Origin of the sequence: Streptomyces tanashiensis, assembly GCF_014648895.1 — a bacterium.
GTDB lineage: Bacteria > Actinomycetota > Actinomycetes > Streptomycetales > Streptomycetaceae > Streptomyces > Streptomyces tanashiensis.
In genome coordinates, this window is record NZ_BMRZ01000004.1 from 460,682 (window position 1) to 482,386 (window position 21,705).

Annotated in this window: 7 protein-coding genes; all 7 read left to right on the plus strand. The window is 72.8% G+C overall.

The features are described from left to right. The first annotated feature begins 112 nt into the window (after positions 1-112). Positions 113-1,204: a tyrosine-protein phosphatase gene (locus IE237_RS17755; protein ID WP_189802941.1), complete on the plus strand. Its 1,092-nt coding sequence runs from the start codon at positions 113-115 to the stop codon at positions 1,202-1,204. Positions 1,205-1,796: 592 nt separating this feature from the next. Beyond that, the gene (locus IE237_RS17760; protein WP_189802942.1) at positions 1,797-9,923 is read left to right on the plus strand and encodes a non-ribosomal peptide synthetase; all 8,127 of its coding nucleotides are present in this window, start codon (positions 1,797-1,799) and stop codon (positions 9,921-9,923) included. Then, complete coding sequence (locus IE237_RS17765; protein WP_189802943.1) at positions 9,920-11,638, plus strand: thioester reductase domain-containing protein; 1,719 nt, start codon at positions 9,920-9,922, stop codon at positions 11,636-11,638. The genes IE237_RS17760 and IE237_RS17765 overlap by 4 nt, the downstream gene beginning before the upstream one ends. Beyond that, on the plus strand, positions 11,635-12,828 hold the full coding sequence (locus tag IE237_RS17770) for a cytochrome P450 (RefSeq protein ID WP_189802944.1): 1,194 nt from the start codon (positions 11,635-11,637) through the stop codon (positions 12,826-12,828). The genes IE237_RS17765 and IE237_RS17770 overlap by 4 nt, the downstream gene beginning before the upstream one ends. A 54-nt stretch (positions 12,829-12,882) precedes the next feature. Further along, positions 12,883-14,433 carry an ACP S-malonyltransferase gene (locus tag IE237_RS17775; RefSeq protein ID WP_189802945.1) on the plus strand — a complete coding sequence of 517 codons (1,551 nt, stop codon included), beginning with the start codon at positions 12,883-12,885 and terminating at the stop codon, positions 14,431-14,433. A 21-nt stretch (positions 14,434-14,454) separates the two neighbouring features. Further along, entirely contained in the window at positions 14,455-20,022 is a 5,568-nt protein-coding gene (locus tag IE237_RS17780) for an SDR family oxidoreductase (RefSeq protein ID WP_189802946.1), read from the plus strand. A 68-nt stretch (positions 20,023-20,090) separates the two neighbouring features. After that, on the plus strand, positions 20,091-21,692 hold the full coding sequence (locus tag IE237_RS17785) for an MFS transporter (protein WP_189802947.1): 1,602 nt from the start codon (positions 20,091-20,093) through the stop codon (positions 21,690-21,692). Positions 21,693-21,705 lie beyond the last annotated feature (13 nt).

Here is a 21,705-nt window from a genome sequence, read left to right on the forward strand (position 1 = left end):
CGGTCTGCATGGATTGCAGAGGTGGCATGTTGTGCCATCCGCCCTCGGTGGGGCGGTATCCAGCCATGCCAGGTTCACGCGCCGTTCGCCCCGGCCGCCCAGTCTCACGGCCATGAACAAGGCAACCCTGTCCGCGACCGCCGTCGTCTCCGCCCTCGCCCTCGGCCTGCCCCTCGCGCCGACCGCCTCCGCCACCGCCGTCGAGCGGGTCCCGTCACGCCACTCCGAGCAGCACCGTTCCGGCCATTCCATTCCGTTCACCGAGGCCACGGTCACCGCCGGCGCCGACGGCTCGTACTCCCTCAGCTGGAAGGCCGAGGGAGTACGGCGGGTCGAGATCCGCGCGAACGGCAGGGTCGTCGCGAGGGGCGGCTCCACCGGCCGTGCCGTGGTCACCGGCCTGCCCGCCGCCGACCGCCAGAGGTTCTGGTTCCAGGCCGACCGCGGCCAGGGCCTGCGGCTCGCCGACCGGCTCGTGAGGCTGTCCGGCACCGTCAACCTCCGTGACGCGGGCGGCTACCGCACCGCGAACGGCCAGTGGGTCAGGATGGGCGAGGTCTACCGCTCGGACGCGCTCGACAAGCTGACCGCCGAGGACCGGGCCGAGCTCCGGCGCCTCGACGTCAGGACCGTCTTCGACCTGCGCATGGAGGACGAGCGCGCCAAGGACCCCGACAAGGTCCCCGAGGGCGTCGACTACGTCGTCGCGGACGTCTTCGCGGGCTCCGGCGCCTTCCTGTCCCTGCCGAGGAGCCCCGCCGAGGCCGAGCGGATGATGGCCGAGGCGGAGAGGAGCATGGTCAGCGGTGACGGCGGCAGGAAGGCGTACAGCCAGGTGTTCGACGGCATACGCGAGGACGACGCGCGAGCCGTGCTCTTCCACTGCACCGCCGGCAAGGACCGCACCGGGTGGGCCGGCGCCGCGCTGCTGACCGCCCTCGGGGTGCCCCGGGACACGGTCATGGCCGACTACCTCGCCAGCAACACGTACCGCAAGGCCGCCGACGACGCGGTTCTCGGCCATCTCCCGCCCCAGCAGGCCGCCGTCTACAAGCCGTTGCTCGAGGTCCGGGCCGAGTACCTCGACTCCGGCTACGACGAAGTCGAGGCGACGTACGGCTCCTTCGACCGCTATCTGAAGGACGCCCTCGGCATCGACCACCGCGAGCTGAAGCGCCTGAAGAGGGACCTCCTCATCGGCTGAACCCGGCCACGCCGGGAGCGCTTGACGCAACCTTTAAGGTAACCCAGAGTGCGACCCCGTGCCCACAGAGTGATCATGCCGGGGGCGGGCTTCCCGCTGCGGGGCACCCCTCGGTAATGGAATGGTCAAGTCCCCCTGAGTGTCGGGTAAATGGCATGGGTGACCGGCCGTTCTTCGCGACCGCAACGGCTTGACACGGCCTGCGCCGTATGGCTGGCTGGGGACCAGTCATGTGGTGGGAAGGTTCGAGAGAGCGCGTCTCCGAACGTGACGCACAGCCCGGCGTCTTGGGCGCCGGGTCAACGGGGAGTGCCGTTCGGACGGCACATACGGGGGATATCGATGTTCACGCGTGGCTGGCCCGGTTCGGCGTCCTCGGCTCGACGTCGTATGTAGCGGCTGTTCCGGGCCCTCGCGGCCCGCTGCGGGCGGCCGTGCCGCCACTGTCTCCACAGGCTGCAAGCACTCAGTGCGCACCAATTCTCGCCTGCCCTGCCCCATGCCGTCACGTGCCGGGGCGGGCAGAAGCCGTGCGCCTTCTTGGAACCGAATGATGGAGTGACTCGTGAAGAGTTCTGCCGGGCGCTTACCTGTGTCCACCGCGCAACACGAAGTGTGGATAGCCCACCAGATGGACGCCGGCGGCGCCCTCCACAACTGCGGGGGATACGTCGAGATCCGGGGCCCGCTCGACGAGGGACACCTGGCCGAATCGGTCCGGCGGGCCGTCGCCGAGACCGAGGCCTTACGCGTTCGGTTCGTTGCTGATGAGAAGGGCAATCCGTGGCAGTTACCCACGGATGACATCGAGGCCCCGCTCCATGTCAGGGACTTCGGCGGGCAGAGCGACCCCTTAGGGGCCGCCGAGGAATGGGTGCGGGCGGACCTGGCCACTCCGGTCGACCTCGCGAAGGACACGCTCTTCACGCACACCCTGCTCCGCCTGGCCCCGGACCACTTTCTCTTCCACCTCCGTTACCACCACATCGTGCTCGACGGATACGGCCAGGTCCTCTACTGGCGCCGACTGGCACAGATCTACACGGCACTGGCCCGAGGGACCGCGGTCCGCGACAGGAACGCGGGCACGCTGCGCGCACTGCTCGACGAGGAAGCCGAGTACCAGTCGTCGCCGGCCCACGAGAGTGACCGTTCCTACTGGCTCGGCGGCGTGGCCGACTGGCCCGAACGCATCAGCCTGAGCGACAGAGGCCCCGGGACCTCCCGGCCGGCCGAGCGGTTCCAGCCCCCCGTACGGGTCGGGCGCATCGACGAACTGGCCGCCAGGTACGGGACGCCCTGGGCGGTCGTCGCCCTCGCCGCGACCACGGCGTACCTCCACCGGATCACCCAGCAGGACGAGATCGTCATCGGACTGCCGGTACGCGCCCGGACCACACGCACCGCACTCACCACGCCGGGCATGCTCGCCAACGTGCTTCCGCTGCGGCTGACCGTCCGCCCCGGCCTTCCCTTCCGCGACCTCGTCCAGCACGTCTCCGAGCGGGCGAGCGAGGCGCTGGCGCACCAGCGGTTCCGCGGCGAGGCCCTGCAGCGGGAGCTCCGGCGGACCGGGGCGGCCGAGGAAGCCTCCGGCGTCGTCGTCAACGTGGTCTCCTTCGACGGACAACTGCGCTTCGCCGAACTCACCGGCACCGTCCGACAGTTGTCATCGGGCCCCGTGCGCGACCTCTCGATCGAGTTCTTCGGCGGCGCCGACGGCGCGGACCTCCTCCTCTCGTTCGACCCCAACCCCGAGCTGCACGACGCCGCGACCGTCTCCGCCCACCGCGACCGGTTCGCCGCCTTCCTGGGCGCCCTCGTCGATGCGGACGAGCAGCGGTCCGTGGGCGGGATCGAGGTGCTGACCGCCTCCGAGCGCTCCCGGGTGGACGCCGAAGCGCACGCCCACGCAAGGGACTTCGACCTGACCCGGCCGCTCCACGAACTGATCGAGGAGCAGGCCGCACGGACACCGGACGCGGTCGCCGCCGAGACGGAGGACGGCTCGCTGACCTACCGCGAGCTCGTCGGCAGGGCCCGCGCCCTCGCCGCCCGGCTCCGTGCCGACGGGGTCGCGGCGGGCCAGGTCGTGGGCGTGTACGACGAGCGCTCGCTCCACCTGGTGGTGGAGCTGCTCGCCGTCATGACGGCCGGCGCCGCGTATCTGCCACTCGACCCCGAACTCCCCGCCGCACGCCTCGCGTTCCAGATCGAGGACTCGGGCGCCCGCACCGTCCTGACCCGGTCGGACCTCGCCGGGAAGCTCGCCGGCACCGGCGCCCGGACCATCGCCGTGGACACACTGCTGCCCACGCTGCCCGAGTCCGGCCCGCTGCGGGGCACGGCCACGCCCGACGACACCGCGTACGTCATCTACACCTCCGGGTCGACCGGCAGGCCCAAGGGCGTCGCCGTCCCGCACCGCGGCGTGGTCAACCGCCTCCTGTGGATGCAGGAGGAGTACGGCCTCGGAGCGGACGACCGCGTCCTGCAGAAGACGCCCTTCACCTTCGACGTCTCGGTGTGGGAGTTCTTCTGGCCCCTGCTCACCGGCGCCGTGCTCCATCTGGCGGCCCCCGGGGCCCAGCGCGACCCGCGCGCGCTCGCGGACGTCATCCGCAGGCACCGGGTCACCACGGCGCACTTCGTCCCCTCGATGCTCGACCTGTTCCTGGCGGAACCCGCGAGCCGGGACCTGCCGTCCCTGCGCCGGGTCGTCTGCAGCGGCGAGGCGCTCCGCCCCGAGACCGTCGGCCGGTTCTTCGAGGACCACGGCACGGGCCCCGAACTGCACAACCTCTACGGGCCGACCGAGGCCTCCATCGACGTCACCCACTGGCGGTGCACCCCCGCGGACGCCCAGGGCCCGGTGCCCATCGGCCGGGCGGTCGCCAACACCAGCCTGTACGTGCTGGACAAGGAAGGCCGTCCGCTGCCGCCCGGCATCGCCGGCGAGCTCCACATCGGCGGCGTCCAGGTGGCCGCGGGGTACCTCAACCGCCCGGAACTCACCGCGGCGAGCTTCGTCGACAACCCCTTCGGCCCCGGCAGGCTGTACCGCACCGGAGACCTGGCCGTGCTCCGCGAGGACGGGGTCGTCCTCTACCGCGGCCGGCTCGACCACCAGGTGAAGGTGCACGGATTCCGCATCGAGCCCGGCGAGATCGAGTCCGTACTGCTCGGCCACCCGGCCGTCGAGCAGGCGGTGGTGACGGCACCGCTCGGCGGTGACGGACAGCGCCGCCTGATCGCCCACATCGTGCCCGACGGCGAGGCGCCGGAACCGGGAGAGCTCCTGGACTGGCTGCGCGAGCGCCTGCCCGCGTACATGGCGCCGGCGCACTTCGTCACCCTCGACGCCCTGCCCCTGCTGTCCAACGGCAAGCTGGACCGCAAGGCGCTGCCGGTGCCGGAGACGCGGCAGGAGCAGACCCTGACGCCGCCGGAGACCGACGAGGAGCGACTGCTCCACCGGGCCTGGCGCACCGTCCTGGACACCGACGAGATCGGCGTCGACGACTCGTTCTTCGTCCTCGGCGGCGACTCCATGCACGCCATCCGGGTCCGGGCGGAGGTCGAGCGCAGCGGCCTCACCTTCGAGGTCTCCGACCTGTTCGAGGGCCCGTCGATCCGCGAACTCGCCCGCGTCGCACGACCGTCGGAACAGCGGGAGGACTCCGCCGAGCGCGCGCCCTTCGGGCTGCTGTCCGCCGAGGACCGCCTGCTGCTGCCGGAGGGACTCGACGACGCCTACCCGCTCAGCGCCATGCAGGCCGGCATGCTCTACCACGCGGCCTACGCCGAGGACTCCTCGGTCTACCGCGTGGTGACCAGCGCACGCGTGGCGGCCCGCCTCGACCACGACGCCCTGCGGGCCGCGATCGACGACACCGCCGCCCGGCACCCCTCCCTGCGCTGCTCCTTCGAGCTGGCCCGCTTCTCCGAGCCCCTGCAGCTCGTGCACCGCCACGTCGAGATCCCCCTGGAGACCGGCCGGGACCTGAGCGGCCTGGACGAGCAGGCCCGCCTGCGGGAGGTGACCGACTGGGTGGAAGAGGCGAAGTTCACCCGCTTCGACCCGGAAGTCGCACCCCTGCTGAAGTTCGTGGCGCACCCCTGCGGCCCCGACGCCTTCGAACTGTCGGTGATCGAGCACCACGTCGTCCTCGACGGGTGGAGCGACATGCGCATGCTCGAAGAGGTGGCCGACCACTACCGGGCGCGCCTCGCCGGCGAGGCACTGGACCTCCCGCCGGTCCGCTCGGCCTACCGGGACTACGTGGCCGCGGAGCGCCGCGCCCTGGCCGACGAGCGGTCGCGCGACCACTGGACCGGACTGCTGCGCGGTGCCGAGCCCACCCGTCTCGTGCCCCGAGGAGCCACCGGACAGGAACGGCCCGACGGTGCACGGCCGGCCGCGAACCACCGGTACGACGTGCCGGTGGACGGCGAGGTGGCCGCCGCGCTGCGCGCCCTCGCCGGACGCGAGGGGCTGCCGCTCAAGTCGCTCCTCGCCACCGCGCACCTGGCCGTGCTGCGCCTGGTCGGCGGCGACGACGAGGTGCTCACCGGCGTCGTGGCCAACGCCCGGCTGGAGGAGGAGGGCGGCGACGAGACGATCGGCGTCTTCCTGAACACCCTCCCGCTGCGCCTCGACGTGTCCTCCGCGACCCTCCTCGACACCGCACGACGGGTCTTCGACCACGAGCGCCGGTCCGCGGCCCACCGCCGCTACCCCTTCGCGCAGATGCAGCACGACGTCGGCGAGGGCCTCCAGCTCGACAGCTACGTCAACTTCATGGACTTCCACCGCGACCGCCACCGGTCGGCGGACGGCCTCATGACCGTCACGGTGGGCGTCGCCGAGACCAACTACCCGCTGGCCGTGAACTTCCTGATCGACCCCGAGCTGGGCCGGCTGCAGCTCTGGCTCGACTGCGACCTGGCCGTCCTGCCCGAGGAGTTCTGCGCACGCCTCGCCGGCTACTACGAGCGTGCCCTGGCGGCCGTCGCCCGGACGCCGGAGGAGCGGCTCACCTCCGTCGACCTCATGGCTCCGGCCGAGCACGCCCAGCTGCTCGCGTGGAACGACACGGCCGTCCCGTACGACCCCACGGACACCGTGCACGGACAGGTCGAGCGCAGGGCGCTGACCCACCCGGACGCGATCGCCGTCGCCCACCGCTTCGACGAGGTGAGCTACGCGGAGCTGGACTCCCGGGCGAACCGCCTCGCCCACCACCTGCGGGGCCAGGGCGTCGGACGCGGAGACCTGGTCGGCGTGAGCCTGCGCCGGGGCGTCGACCTCGTCGTCGCCCTCCTCGCGGTGCTCAAGAGCGGCGCCGCGTACGTGCCGATGGACCCGTCGTTCCCCGGCGGACGGTTGGCGGACATCGCCGCGGACTCCGGCATCAGCTGCCTCGTCAGGGGACCCGGCACACCCGACGGCATCACCGCGCCCCGCGTGGTCGACGTCACCGCCGACGCCAGGACCATCGAGCGGTCCCCCGCGACACGGCCCGACGCCGGGGTCTCCGGCGACGACACCGCGTACGTGATCTACACCTCCGGCTCGACCGGAAAGCCCAAGGGCACCGCCCTCCGGCACCGCAACGCCGTCAACTTCTTCGCCGGCATGGACGACCGCGTCGGCTGCGACGCCGAGGACGTCGTGCTCGCCGTGACCAGCGTCTCCTTCGACATCTCGGTCCTCGAACTGCTGTGGCCGCTCACCCACGGCGCCAAGGTGGTCGTCGCGGGAGAACGCGTCATCACCAACCTGGTACCGCAGTCGGAGACGCGGGAGCGACCCCTCGGATTCAGCCTCTTCTTCTTCGCCGCGTCCGCGGGAGCGTCCCACCGCGAGGGCTACCAGCTGGTCCTCGACGCGGCCCGGTACGCCGACACCCACGGCTTCGAGGCCGTGTGGACGCCCGAGCGGCACTTCCACGAGTTCGGCGGTCTCTACCCCAACCCCTCGGTGATGTCGGCCGCGCTGGCCACCGTCACCGAGCGGATCGCTCTGCGCTGCGGCAGCGTCGTCTCCCCGCTGCACGACGCGGTGCGCATCGCCGAGGAGTGGTCGCTCGTCGACAACCTCTCGAACGGCCGCGTCGGCCTGGCGTTCGCCGCCGGCTGGAACTCCAACGACTTCGTGCTGCGCCCGGAGAACTTCCCGGGCCGCAAGGAGCTGATGTCCGAGCAGCTGGCGGAGTTCCGCAAGCTGTGGCGCGGCGAGCCGGTGCAGCGCGTCGGCGGCAGCGGCGAACTCGTCGACGTACGGATCTTCCCCGCGCCCGTCCAGGAGGAGCCCCCGGTCTGGCTCACCTCCGTCGGCACCGTGCAGACCTTCGAGAAGGCCGGCGCCTCCGGCGCGAACCTGCTCACCCATCTGTTCGGCCAGAGCCCCGACGACCTGGCGGAGAAGATCAAGGCGTACCGGCAGGCACGGGAAGCCGCCGGGCACACCGGCCCCGGACAGGTCACCGTGATGGTGCACACCTTCATGTCGGACGACACCGAGCGGGCCAGGGAGCAGGCGCGGGAACCCTTCCGCGACTATCTGCGCAGCTCCACCGAGCTGTGGCGCACCCTCTTCGCCTCCACCGGCAAGGACCTCCCGGAGATGGGCGCCGAGGAGCAGATCGACGCGGTCATCGACATGGCGATCAACCGGTACTTCGAGACCTCCGGCCTCTTCGGCTCCCCGGACACCTGCGCCGAACTCGTCCGCGCGCTGGCCGCCGCCGGTGTCGACGAGATCGCCTGTCTGGTCGACTTCGGCGTCGAGGCGCAGGCCGTCCTCGAGAGCCTCACCTGGGTCGACCGGCTCCGCGACGCCCATGACACCGAGGTCGCCGAGGGCGCCCACTCCTTCGCCGAGCTGTGCGAGCGGCACCGGGTCACCCTCGTCCAGGGCACCCCCTCGCTCCTCACCGCGGTGGCCGCCGAACCCGCCGCCCTGGAGTCGCTGCGGGGCCTGCGCGCCCTGCTGATCGGCGGCGAGGCCTTCCCCTCGGGCCTCGCGCGGCGGCTGCTCGAAGCCCTCCCCGAGGTGCGGATCCACAACATGTACGGCCCCACCGAGACCACCATCTGGTCGACGGTGCACGAGCTGGACGCACGCCGGGACGCGACGGCCGACACCATCTCCATCGGCCGGCCGATCGCCAACACCGAGGTGCGGGTCGTCGACGAGCGCGGCCGGCCGCTCCCCGTGGGCGTCTCCGGCGAGCTGTGGATCGGCGGCGACGGCGTCGCCGCCGGGTACATCGGCCGGCCCGATCTGACCGCCGAGCGCTTCGTCACCGGCGTGGAGGGCACCGGCCTGTTCTACCGGACCGGCGACCGGGTGCGCCGGCGCCCCGACGGCAGCCTGGAGTTCCTCGGCCGGGTCGACCGGCAGGTGAAGATCCTCGGTCACCGTGTCGAGCCCGACGAGGTGGAGAGCGTCCTCTCGCGCCATCCGCGGCTCGACGCGGTCGCCGTCACCGCGATCGACGGAGCCAACGGCACCGAGCTCGTGGCCTACGTGTCTCCCGCGGACTCCCTGTCCGACGCCTCGGTGCAGGACGCGCACGTCCGCAACTGGGGCGAGGTCTGGGAGAGCGCGTACACGGCGTCCGAAGCCGCCGCGGAGGACGGGAGCGAGTTCGCCGGCTGGCTGAGCAGCTACACCGGCGAGCCCATCCCCGTCCCCGAGATGAGGGAGTGGCTGGGGCACACGGTCGACCGGATCCGGGGGCTGCGCCCCACCGCGGTCGCCGACATCGGCGTCGGCGTCGGACTCGTCCTCCGGAACCTGGCCGACGAGGTCGCGGAGTACCACGGCGTGGACGTCTCGCCGGCCGCGCTCACGGCCGCGGCCGCCTCCCTCGGACGACCGCTCCCCGCACACGTACACCTGGAGCAGTCCGGTCCCGAGTACCTGGCGCGGCTCGCACCGGGAAGCCTGGACACCGTGGTGATCAACTCGGTGGCGCAGTACTTCCCCGGGACCGACTACCTGCGCACGGTGCTCACCGACGCGGTGCGCGCCGTACGGCCGGGAGGCGCGGTCTTCGTCGGAGACGTCCGCTCCGTCGAGATGCTGCCCGAGTTCCACACCGCCGTCTCGCTGCACCGGGCCGGGCCGCTCCAGACGGTCGAGGAGATCCGCTCCGCGATCGGCCGCCGGCGCCAGGAGGAACGGGAACTGTGTCTGTCCCCGGCCTTCTTCCACCAGCTGGCGGCCGAACTCGACGGCATCGGTGAGGTCCGCGTCGAGCTGAAGCGGGGCACGGCGGACAACGAGCTCTCCCTCTTCCGCTACGACGTGACCCTGCTGATCGGCGACCCGGCGACGCCCGCCACGCCCGAGCGCCGCCTCTCCTGGGACACGCTCGGCGACGGCCTCGACGGCCTACGCCGACGACTGGCCGACGACACCGAGGACCTCGTGGTCACCGGCATCCCCAACCGGAGGCTGCTGAGGACCGCGGCCGCGGTGCGCGCCCTGGAGGAGACGGACGGCGCGGCCACCGGCTGGGACCTGGAACGGCTCCTCTGGGAGCTCGACGAGGAAGCCGGGGCCCGTCCCGAGGAGCTGTTCGACCTGGCCGCCGAGCACGGACGACAGCTCAGGGCCCTGGTGCCGCAGGACGGCAGGCTCGACACGTTCGACGCGGTGTTCTCCACGCCGGTCCCCGCCCACGACGACGCTGAGGACGAGGCATGAGCACGACCCGACCACTCGCCAACGACCCGCTCACCTCGGCCTGGGCGGCAGGACTGCGCTCCTCCCTGCGCGCCTACGCCAGGACGCATCTCCCGGACGCCATGGTCCCGGCGCACTTCGTGGTGCTGCCGGAGCTGCCGAAGCTGCCCAACGGCAAGGTGGACCGGGGCAGCCTGCCTCCCCTCACGGCCGAGGAGACGCCCGAGACCGCCTTCGTCGCGCCCCGCACACCGGTGGAGACGCAGCTCGCCCGGATCTGGCAGGACCTGCTCGGTCTGCCGAAGGTCGGGGTGGAGACCAGCTTCTTCGACCTGGGCGGCGACTCCCTGACGGTCCTGCAGATGACCGCGCAGGTGCGGGAGATCTACGACGTCCGGCTCGACCTCCGCAGGATGTTCGAGGACCCCACCGTCGCCCAGCTGGCCCGCATGGTCAGCTCCCAGGCGGACCCCACGGTCACCGGCGCCGGCAACCCCCGCGGCGTCACGAGCGAGGCGATGACGGCCGACGCCGTGCTGCCGGCCGACATCGTGCCCGAGGACGGGGCCGTGCCCGCCTCGGCCGGCCCGTACCGCACGGTCCTGCTCACCGGCGGCACGGGATACACCGGGGCCTTCCTGCTCCGCGAACTCCTCGACCGCTCGACCGCGACCGTGCACGTCCTCGTGCGCGCCGACGGGCCCGAGCAGGCCGGCGAGCGGGTGCTCGGGAACCTGGCCGAGTACGGACTGCTGCGCGACGGGGACCAGGAGCGCATCGCCGGTGTCCCGGGTGACACCGGACGCCCCTACCTCGGGCTGACGAAGGCGGCCTACCACGAGCTGGCCGCCGAGGTGGAACTGATCATCCACAACGCTGCGATCTCCAGCTGGATCGTCCCCTACGCCAAGATCAAGCCGGTCAACGTCTTCGGCGCCCTGGAAGTGCTGCGACTCGCCTGCCGCAAGCGGGTCAAGGCCGTGCACTTCGTCTCCACCATCGGCGTGTACCCGGGACACGAAGGGGAGCGCAGCTGGGCGGAGACCCGGCTCACCGAGGCCGACCACGTCGTCGGCGGCTACCGCCAGTCGAAGTGGGTCGCCGACAGCCTGATGCTCCAGGCCCGGGACCGCGGCGTGCCCGCCCACGTGTACCGCCTCGGCGCCATCACGGGCTCGCAGACCACCGGGGCCTGCTCGCCCGACACCTTCATCAACCACCTGATCAAGGGCTGCGTCCAGCTCGGCGCCTACCTGGACCACGACCTGCTGCTCGACCTCGTGCCGGTGGACTTCTGCGCGGCCACGGTGGTGCACACCGCGCTCTCCGGCGGCCGGGCCGAAGCCGTCTTCAACGTCCCCAGCGCCGGGTCCGTCGGCATGAACGCCATCTTCGAGCTGATCGTGGCGTACGGCTATCCGCTGCGCCGCCTGGACTACCGGTCCTGGTACCGCGAGCTCGCCGCCGCCGTGGAACGCGGCGAGGAGAACGAACTCGCCGTGTACCTGCCGCTGTTCGGCGCCGACCAGCCGGCCGAGGAGGTCGGCTACCTGGGCAGCCGGCCGGACTTCCGCACCGACAACCTGCGCGCCGCGCTCGCGGGCTCGGACATCACGTGCAAACCGGTCGACCGCGAACTGTTCGACCTCTACCTCGACTACTTCGTCTCGTCGGGCTTCCTGCCCGCCCCTCCCGGTGGCACCGCCCGCCCCCAGACCCAGTGGAGTTCGATATGACCGCTCCTGCCGTACCCGCCTTCCCGATGCCGCGCCGCCACCCGCTGGACCCGCCGCCCCAGTACCGCGAACTCAGCGCCGAGCAGCCCGTCTTCCAGGTGCAGACCCCGCGCGGTGAGGCCGTCTGGGTGGTGACCCGCCACGCGGACGTACGGGCCGTGCTCACCGACACCCGGTTCAGCTCGGACCCGAAGACACCCGGCTACCCCTCCTACATCTCCGGCGACACCCCGCTCCCGCCGGGCTTCTTCCTCAACCAGGACGCACCCGACCACACGCGGCTGCGGCGCCTGGTGACCCGCGAGTTCCTGATCAGCCAGATGGAGGCCAAGCGGCCGAGGATGAAGGCCATCCTCGACACGCTGCTCGACGACCTCGTGCGCCGGGGGAACTCCGCCGACCTCGTGACGCAGCTGGCCCTCCCGATGGCCGCCACCGTGATGTGCGAGCTGCTCGACGTCCCGTACGAGGACCACAGGATCTTCGTGACCCTCACGGACACCATCCTCGACCGCAGCAGCACGCCCGAGCAGGCCGAGGGCGCCGCCCGCGAGCTCATGGCGTACTTCGACGGCGTGGTCAGGGCCCGCAAGGAGCGGCCGACCGACGACATGCTCGGCCGCCTGGTGGGACAGGAGGAGGCGGGCAAGCTCAGCCACGACGAGTTCGTCGGCCTGGCCGCGCTGCTGATGCTCTCCGGCTACGACACCATGGCCCAGATGATCGGCCTGGGCACGGCCACCCTGCTGGAGCACCCCGAGCAGCTGGACGACCTCAAGGCGGATCCGTCGCTGTACCCGCAGGCCATCGAGGAACTGCTCCGGTACCTCTCCATCAATCACGCCGGACTGCCCCGCGCCGCCACGGAGGACCTCACCGTCGGAGGCCAGGAGATCCGGGCGGGCGACGGCCTCCTGGTGATGATCAACGCGGCGAACCGTGACGCGGCGGTCTTCGAGGAGCCCGACAGCTTCGACATCCACCGCAAGGACCCGCAGGCGCACGTCGCGTTCGGCCACGGCTTCCACAAGTGCATCGGACTGACGCTGGCCCGCGTCGAGCTGAGCACCGTGTTCGCCGGACTCTTCGACCGCCTGCCCACGCTGAAGCTCGGCCGGCCGCTGGAGGACCTGCCGTTCCGCCACGACATGGTGCTGTACGGAGTCCGCGGACTGCCCGTCACCTGGTGACCTCCCGGTGTCTCCCGGCCATGCCACTCACCTCACGAAGGACGCAAAGGACGCATGATGGCGGTTGAAACGGTCTTCCTCCTGCCCGGTCAAGGGGGTTACACCCCGGGGCTCTTCGCCGGTGACGGCTCGCCCGAGGTCCGCGAGGTCCTCGACACGGTCGACCGGATCGCGGCCGAGTTCGGTCGCGGCGGCGTGTCGCGGCTGCTGACCCGTACCGACTCGCCCTCCGCGGCGGACCTGGTGCGCGCGGACTCCTTCTCCCTGCAGCTCGCCGTGTTCGCCGCGGCCGTCGGAAGCTTCCGCATCGCGGAGCGACAGGACGCGCCGGACGTCGTCGTCGGGCACAGCATGGGTGAGATCGCCGCGCTGACGGTGGCCGGAGCGTTCAGCCCGGCCGACGGGGCACGGCTGGTGTGCCATCGCTCGGAGGCACTCCTGGAGCACTGCCCGGCGGAGGGCGGCATGGTGGCCCTGGAGCTGCCGGCCGCCCGCGCGGCGCACCTGGTGGGCGCCGTCGCCGACCGCGGACTGGCCGTCGCCGTGTCCAACGCGCCCCGGCAGACCGTGGTGTCGGGGCCCGACGAGGCGGTCGCGCTCGTGGCCCGTCTTGCCGGTGCGCTGGGCGTTCAGGCCACCCGCCTGAACGCGCCGTTCCCCTTCCACAGCCCGATGCTGGCGATCGCCGGAGAGGCCTTCGGCGAGGCGATCACCGGCATCCGGCAGCATCCTCTGCGCAGGGCGGTGTACTCGCCGGTGGCCGGCGGCTACGTCCGGGACGACACCGACCTCAAGGCGCTGCTCGTCCGCCAGCTCACCACCCCGGTGCGGTTCATGGACGCCGTGCGCGAGCTCCACGCCGACGGCGCGCGGAGTTTCGTCGAGTGCGGAAAGGCGGGACTTTCGGGACTCGTCCGGCGCAGCGTGCCGGAGGTCGGCACCAGCAGCACGGTGGGGTCGCGGGCCGCCGACGCCGCCCCGGCCCCCGCGCTCACGGAGTCCGCTCCGTCGGTCGCGACGGCGCCCGTGCCTTCCGGCGCCGAGGTGCTGGAGGAGCTGCGGGAGCTGTACGCGTCGGCGCTGGGGTATCCGGTGGAGGTGATCACCGGGGACGCGGATCTGGAGGCGGACCTGGGGATCGACTCGCTGAAGCGCGCGGAGATGCTGGGGAAGGTGTCGGCCCGTTTCGGGCTGGGGGAGTCGGCCGTGGACGGCCGTTTCGTTGCCCAGCCCACCCTCGCCGACCTGGCCGGACTGATCGGCGAGGTGCGCGGCACGGCTCCGGTCGCCGGGGCGGCGCCCGTCGCGTCCGGCGCCGAGGTGCTTCCCTCCGGTGACGGGGTGCTGCCTTCCGGCGCCGAGGTGCTGGAGGAGCTGCGCGAGCTGTACGCGTCGGCGCTGGGGTATCCGGTCGAGGTGATCACCGGGGACGCGGATCTGGAGGCGGACCTGGGGATCGACTCGCTGAAGCGCGCGGAGATGCTGGGGAAGGTGTCGGCCCGTTTCGGGCTGGGGGAGTCGGCCGTGGACGGCCGTTTCGTCGCCCAGCCCACCCTCGCCGACCTGGCCGAGCTCATCACCGCCGTCCGCCCGTCCCTTCGCTGATCCACGAGAACGGGAGCCAGCATGTCCCTCGACCTCTCAGGCCGCACCGTCCTGGTCACCGGCGCCGGCCGGCCGCTCGGCACGACCGTGACACGGCGGCTCACCGGCCTCGGCGCACGCGTCGTGACCTGTGACGCGTACGACGCGCCCCGCGTGCGTGCCGCGCTCGGCCCGGCCGGTGCCCACCCCGTCCGCATCGACGCGCTCGTGAACATCGTGGCCGGCGCTTCGGGACCGCGCGACGCCCGTACGGCGACGGCCGAGGCCCTCGCCCTCGTCGCGCCGCACGGCCCCGGCGCGATCGTGCACGTGGTCACGGACCCGGCGGCCGAGGACGAGGTGGCCGGCCTCGTGCGCGGCATCCGTGCCGGATCGCCGGACGGCATCCGCGTCAACGCCGTGGTGGTGGACGGCGAGACGGAGCGGTCGGCGGCGGATGCCGTCGCCCAGCTCGCCGGATTCCTGGTGTCGGAGGACGCGTCCGACGTCGACGGCAGGACACTGGCCGTCGGCGGGGCGCCGACCGCGACGGCGCCCGCCGACGACGCGGTCGTCGTCGTGGGCATGGGACTCGCCCTGCCCGGGGCCAGTACGCCCGAGCAGTTCTGGGAGCTGCTGAAGAGCGGCGATCCGGTCTTCGGCGAACCCGGGGACCGGCTCGACCTGGACACCGTCTGGTCGGCCGACACCACCGCCGAGGACAAGACCTACTCGCGCGTCTCCGGCTTCATGACCGGATTCGAACCCCACCCGCGCCTGCGGGAGGAACTGGAGTCCGGAGCCTTCGACGCCGAGGAGTACACGGCTCTGTGGCTGCGTCACTCCCTGCTCGGCGCCACCGAGAAGGTCACCGTCCGGCCCGGCGACCGGCAGCTGTTCGCGGTCGGCCTCACCCCCGACGGCAGCCACCACCTGGAGCACAGCCTCGTCTCGGCCGGGGTGCGGGGGATCCTCGCCGAAGCGGGGGAGAAGCTCCCGGACACCTTCGACGCGCTCTACCCGCTGGCCTCCGCGTCCCCGGAGGACGTCCTGCCGTACCGCATCGCCCGCATGGCCGCCCCCGATCTGCCCGACTCCGCCGAGATCGTCGTGGTGGACACCGCCTGCTCGTCCTCCCTGTACACCGTGGACCTGGGCGTCCGGGCGCTGCGCGCGGGCGAGACGGACGTGGCCCTGTGCGGCGGGGCCTTCGCACTGAGCGCCCAGAACCTCGTGCTGTTCTCCAAGCTCCGCGGACTCTCCAGGTCCGGCCGCGTGCGCTCCCTCGACCGGGAGGCCGACGGCGTCCTGTTCAGCGACGGCGCGGCGGTCCTGGCCCTGAAGACGTACGCGAGGGCGATCGCCGACGGCGACCCCGTCCTCGGGTTCGTCGCCGGGTTCGGCGGATCGTCCGACGGGCGCGGCAAGGCGATCTACGCCCCCAACGCCGCCGGCCAGACGATCGCACTCGACCGGGCCTGGCGCTCCGCCGGCGTCACGTCCGAGGACGTCGACTGGATCGTCGCCCACGCCACCGGCACGCCGACCGGTGACCGCACGGAGATGAGCGCCCTCACCCAGAGCGCGGGCCCGGACAAGACGTGGACCATGACGTCCAACAAGTCGCTCGTCGGACATGCCGGCTGGGCGGCGGGCGCGGTGTCGGCGATCCACGCGCTGCTCGCCATGCGGCACGAAGTCATCCCGGCGCAGCGGCAGTTCGGCGCGCTGCCCGAGGGAGTGACGACGGCCGTGCGGGTGCCGGTCGACGACATGCCGTGGGCCGCCACGTCCGGGCGCCGCCGGACCGTCGGCGTGTCGGCCATGGGCTTCGGCGGTACCAACGGCCATCTCGTCCTCACGGACCGTCCCCCGGCCCGCGGGGAGACCCCGGGAGCGGGCGCGGCGGGCACGGAGGACGACCCGGTCGTCGTGGTGGCCGAAGGCACGCACTTCCCCGGCGACCCCGACGAGGAGCGGATCGCCCGCTGGCTCTCCGGAGAGGCCGCCGACTGGCCCTCCTCCTTCGGCGACGCCTATCCGCTGCCCTCGCCCGTGGAGGTCCGGCTGGCACCCTCGGCGATCGCGGCCATGGACCGCAGCCAGCTGATGGCCGTGCGCTGCGCGGACCGCCTCGCCGGGGACTGGGCGAAGGACAAGGAACTCGCCGCGCGCACCGGCGTACTCGTCGGCCACAGCGGGCCCACCAGGGCCGCGCTCGGCTCCGACCTGCGCTGCTACCGCGAGGACCTGCTCCGCAAGCTGACCGGACCCGCCGGGATACCGCCCCGGACGCTGGACGACGCGATACGCGCCATGTCCCGCCCCGTCAACGAGGACGCCTACCCCGGCCTGATGCCCAATGTCATCGCGGCCCGCGTGGTGCAGCAGCTGGACCTCCACGGCCCCAACATGACGCTCGACGCGGGCCGCGACTCCACCAACTCGGCCCTGGTCACCGCCCTCCGCTACCTCAGGGACGGCGAGATGGACCTGGCCGTGGTGATCGGCGTCAACGCCACGACGGACCACGTCCCCACCCACGGGAGCAAGGAGAACGCCGAGGCCGCCGTCGGATTCGTACTGACCCGGCTGAGCGTCGCCCGGAAGCACGGCATGACCGTGCTGGGCCGGGTGGAGCTCGCGACGGGGGACACCCCCGTCGAGGCCGAGACCGGCGAGCCCGTACGGGAACGCAACCACCGCGGGGCCGAGGGCGCCGTGGCACTCCTGCGCGCCCTGCACTCCTCGCGGCGGAGCACGGTCATCCGGCCCCGGGAGGACGACCACACGCCCGCCCTCCTGGTCACGCCGCAGCGGCCGGTCGGGGCCCCCGCCCTCGAAGCCGCCTCCAGCGCGCCGGTCTCCGCCCCGACGGCGCAGGTCTCCGTCTCCAGCGCACCGGTCTCCGCCCCGATGGCGAAGGTCTCCGTCTCCAGCGCACCGGAAGCGGGCGTCACCACCCCGGTCTCCGCCGTCACCACGCCGGAAGCCAGGTCCACCGCGCCGGAAGCGGGTGTCACCCTGCCGGAGGCCGGCGCCTCCGCGCCGCGCCGGGCCGGGGCGGCCGACTCCCTGAGCGGTCACCTCGCGCGGCACGCGCTCGCGCTGCGGCCCGTCCCCGCCCGGAACGTCCGCCCCGCCGTGGCGGCGCTGCCCGCCGGAAGCCTGGTGCTGACGGACGAGCCGGGCGCGCTCAGGAACGCCGGGATCCCGGCCGACTGCCTGGTCGTCGCTCCCCGCACCGCACCCCACGACGCCACCCTGCCGTTCCCGGTGACCCACCTCGACGCGCCCGAGGACCTGGAGCGGCTGCTGACCGCGGGCGGCCGGTCGTTCCGCCAGATCCGTGTCGTCGTCGCCGGCGCGCGTGTCCCCGGCTCCGCCTGGAACGTGCCGCCGAGCGTCCTCGCCCTGCACGACCTGGCCTTCCTGGCGGCCAAGCACAGTGCCGCGGCCCTCGACGAGGGCGGCTGCCTCGCCCTACTCGCGCTGGACGCCGTGGACGGCGACACGCCCGCCCCGGCCGTGGGCCTCTTCGGCGGCCTGGTGCGCAGCCTGTCCCAGGAGCTGCCGGGCTGCCTCGTGTACGCGCTCGTCACCGACGGCCAGGACGCGCGGGCCGGCCTGGCACGGCTGGGCGAGGAATCGGCCGCACACCACCACATCCCCGTCGTCCACGAGACCGGCGGAGTACGGCACGAACTGATGCTGCTGCCCGTCGACGCGCCGGACGACGGCGCCGGCTCGGGGCTCGGACTGCCGGACGACCCGGTGATCGTGGCCACCGGCGGCGCCCGCGGACTCACCGCCCACCTGGTGCACGAACTGGTGGCGGACCGGGCTCCGCGCTCGGTCTGGCTGCTCGGCACGGGCCCCGCGCCCGACCCGTCCGCGACGGCCCTGGCCCGTCTTCCGCGCCCCGACGCGCTGCGGGAGCTGATGACGCGGTACCCGACCGAGACCCCCGCGGCCCTGAGCCGCCGTTACGACCACGCCGTGCAGCAGCTCGAACGCGCGGGCACCCTTCAGGAGTTGGAGAGCTCCTGCGGAGCCGGCCGGGTCCACTACCGGCAGTGCGACGTCCTGGACGAGGACGCCGTGCGCACGGTGATCGACGAGATCCTGGCCGCGGAGGGCCGGGTGGACGTGCTGGTGCACGGAGCCGGCCTGGCCCGATCCGCGGGCATCGCCCGCAAGAAGCTCGTCGACTTCCGGACCGTACGGGACGTGAAGGTCCGCGGATACGCGCATCTGCGCGCCGCCCTCGGGGACCGGCGCCCCGCGCTGTGGTGCAGCGTCAGCTCCGTCTCGGCGTTCACCGGACTGCGCGGCGAGCCCGACTACGGCGCGGCCAACGAGTTCCTGCTGCTCGCCGCCGCGCACGCGCGGGCCACCGAAGGCGCCGACGAGGTCGCGCTCGCCTCCGGACTGTGGGTCGAGTCCGGCATGGCGTCGGCGGACACCCCGGGCGGCGCCTTCCTGGCCCGGCAGGGCGAGATCGGCCAGATGACCGACGCCCAGGGCCGGGAGTTCTTCCGCGCCGAGCTCCGCGGCCGCGGCAGCCACGGCCTCGCGACCACCTGGATCGGCGAGGCGGACTGGACGACCCTGCAGCGCAGGGCGCCCGGGTTCCGCGCGGCCTGCGAGGAGGAGGCCGCGCGCGCACCGGAGCGGCGGCGTGTCCCGGCGCCGGCCGGCCGGCGGGCCTTCCTGACCGGCCCCGCCCACCACGACGGCACGACGACGGCGTGGACGTTCGAGGTCGGCCTCGACGAGCACCCGTACCTCCTGGAGCATCTGGTCGACGGCCGGCCGACCGTACCCGGCACCTTCATCCTCGAGATGGCCGCCGAGGCCGCGGCCGAGCTGGCCCCGGGCATGGTCCCGGCGCGTCTCACCGATGTCGTCCTCTCCCAGTTCATCCGCGCCGCCCGGCACCGCTGGCCGCGCACCCTGCGCGTCTCGGCCGTACGCGACGGGGACCGGGTACGCGTACGGATCACCTCGCCCGCGGCCGGCCCCGTGCCCGAGCGCGAGCACTCCCGCATGGTGGTGCACCTGGCGCGCACCCTCCCCGACGGCCCGCAGGGCCCGCCCGCCCCGGCCGGTGGCCGCGAAGCCCCCAACACGTACGAACTCCCCGGCACGCCGGTCGAGTTGAGTGGCGTGTTCGGGGCGCTGCGCCGCCCGCGGCAGGCCGCCGACGGCGGATCCGCGGAGCTGCGCCTCGCCCTTCCGCCGGGCGGCGGTGTGTTCTCCCGCTTCATCCTGCCCAGCGTCGCCCTGGACTGCCTGCTGCGTACGTCCGTGCTCGACGGCGGCCGGCCCGGAGGCGTGCCGGTGATCGTGCCCACGGGGCTGGCCTCCGTGGACCTGTACACCCCCGCCAACGACGTGGACCTGGCCGCCGCGTGGCCGGACGGCCTGGTGCTCCGCCACTGGCGCGACGCCGCTTCCGGGGAGGCGCGCTGCTCCGTGGTCGCACCCGACGGCCGTGCCCTCGTCCAGGTGACCGGAGTGCGGGGAGCGGAGAAGGGCACCTACGACCCCGGAACACGGACCTGGAGCTCCGGGTCCGCGGTACGTCCCACGGGTGAACCCGTGTGACCGCGATGAGTTCGAAAGAGACCGACCACAGCGGTGCCCCGGTGCCGCGGAGCAATGAGGAGAACGTGATGTCAGCCGAAGCAGCCGTCGGCAGTCAGGCGGAGAACGGGCCGCCGGCCGACCGCGCCCGGACATGGACGTTGGCGCTGGCCTCCGTCGCGATGTTCATGCTGATGCTCGACGTGACCGTCGTCAACGTCGCACTGCAGGACCTGAGGACCTCGCTCGGGGCGGACTTCTCCGACCTGCAGTGGGTGATCGACTCGTACACCCTGACCCTGGCGGCCTTCCTCCTCACCGGTGGCTCGCTCGCCGACCGGCTGGGCCGCAAGCGGGTCTTCGGGGCGGGTCTGGTCCTCTTCACGCTCTCCTCGCTGGCCGCGGGTCTTGCGCAGGACGTCCTCTCGCTCAACATCGCCCGTGGCGTCCAGGGCGTCGGCGCCGCGGTCCTGTTCTCCGTCGGGCCCGCCCTGATCGGCAACGAGTACCGGGGCGCCGACCGGGGGAAGGCGTTCGGCGTCTTCGGCGGTGTCGCGGGCCTCGCCCTGGCCTTCGGGCCGCTGGTCGGAGGTTTCCTCACCGACGCCCTCAGCTGGCGCTGGATCTTCCTGATCAACGTCCCGATCGGGGTCGTGGCCCTGATCGTCGGCGCCCTGCGGCTCAGGGAGTCGCGGGAACCGGCCGCGCACGGCATCGACTGGCTGGGCATGCTGACCTTCGGCATCGGCCTCAGCCTGCTCGTCCTCGGATTCCTCCGCGGCGAGTCCTCCGGCTGGACCAGCGCCCCCATCCTCGGGGCGTTCGCCGGCGGCCTCGTCCTGCTGGTGACCTTCGTCGTCATCGAGAAGGTACGCGGCGAACGGGCCATGTTCGACCTCTCCCTGATGCGCACGCCCACCTTCACCGGGGTCTGCCTGGCCACCCTGCTGTCCAACGCGACCAGCCTCGCCGCCGTCTTCCTGCAGATCTCCTACGTGCAGAACGTCCTGGGCTACTCGCCCTGGGAGACCGGACTGCGCTTCATGCCGATGATGATCACCCTCTTCGTCGTCGCGGGAGTCACGGGAGGCATGCTGGCCAAGGTGGCACCCGGCCTGCTGATCGGTCTGTCCATCGGTCTCATCGCCCTCGGCATGGGCCTGATGGTGCTCGTCGGCCCGGACGACTCGTGGACGGCGATGCTGCCCAGCATGATCGTCACGGGTGTCGGCATGGGCCTGTTCAACCCGCCGCGCGCCGCGGTCACCATCGGTGTGGTGCGGCCCGAGAAGGCCGGCATGGCCTCCGGCATGGGGGAGACCTTCCAGCAGGTCGGCGTCGCCGTCGGCGTCGCCGCCTTCGGCGCCCTCTTCCACCACAAGGTCGTCGACGCCTTCGCCGGCTCGGCCACGGGCACGCGGCTGGGCGGACAGGCCGAGGCCGTGGGGCAGCAGGTCGCCACCGGCGGCACCTCCACCCTGGCGGACTCCGTGTCCGCGTCGGTCCTCGACCAGGTGACCGCGACGGCCCGCGCGGTCTTCGTCGACTCGCTCGCCGACGTCATGATCGCCTGCGCCGTGGTCGCCGCCCTGGGCGCGGCCATCGCGTTCGTCTTCATCCGGAGCCGCGACCTGCACGAGAGCGCGCAGAGCGAGCCGATGGCGCCCGCGCCGGAGACGGCCACCGCCTGACCCCGGTGGCCCG

Excerpts from the sequence above, each read along its gene's own strand:
- IE237_RS17755 (WP_189802941.1), top strand. The coding sequence starts at position 113 with ATGAACAAGGCAACCCTGTCCGCGACCGCCGTCGTCTCCGCCCTCGCC.
- IE237_RS17765 (WP_189802943.1), top strand. The coding sequence starts at position 9,920 with ATGAGCACGACCCGACCACTCGCCAACGACCCGCTCACCTCGGCCTGG.
- IE237_RS17770 (WP_189802944.1), top strand. The coding sequence starts at position 11,635 with ATGACCGCTCCTGCCGTACCCGCCTTCCCGATGCCGCGCCGCCACCCG.
- IE237_RS17775 (WP_189802945.1), top strand. The coding sequence starts at position 12,883 with ATGATGGCGGTTGAAACGGTCTTCCTCCTGCCCGGTCAAGGGGGTTAC.
- IE237_RS17780 (WP_189802946.1), top strand. The coding sequence starts at position 14,455 with ATGTCCCTCGACCTCTCAGGCCGCACCGTCCTGGTCACCGGCGCCGGC.
- IE237_RS17785 (WP_189802947.1), top strand. The coding sequence starts at position 20,091 with ATGTCAGCCGAAGCAGCCGTCGGCAGTCAGGCGGAGAACGGGCCGCCG.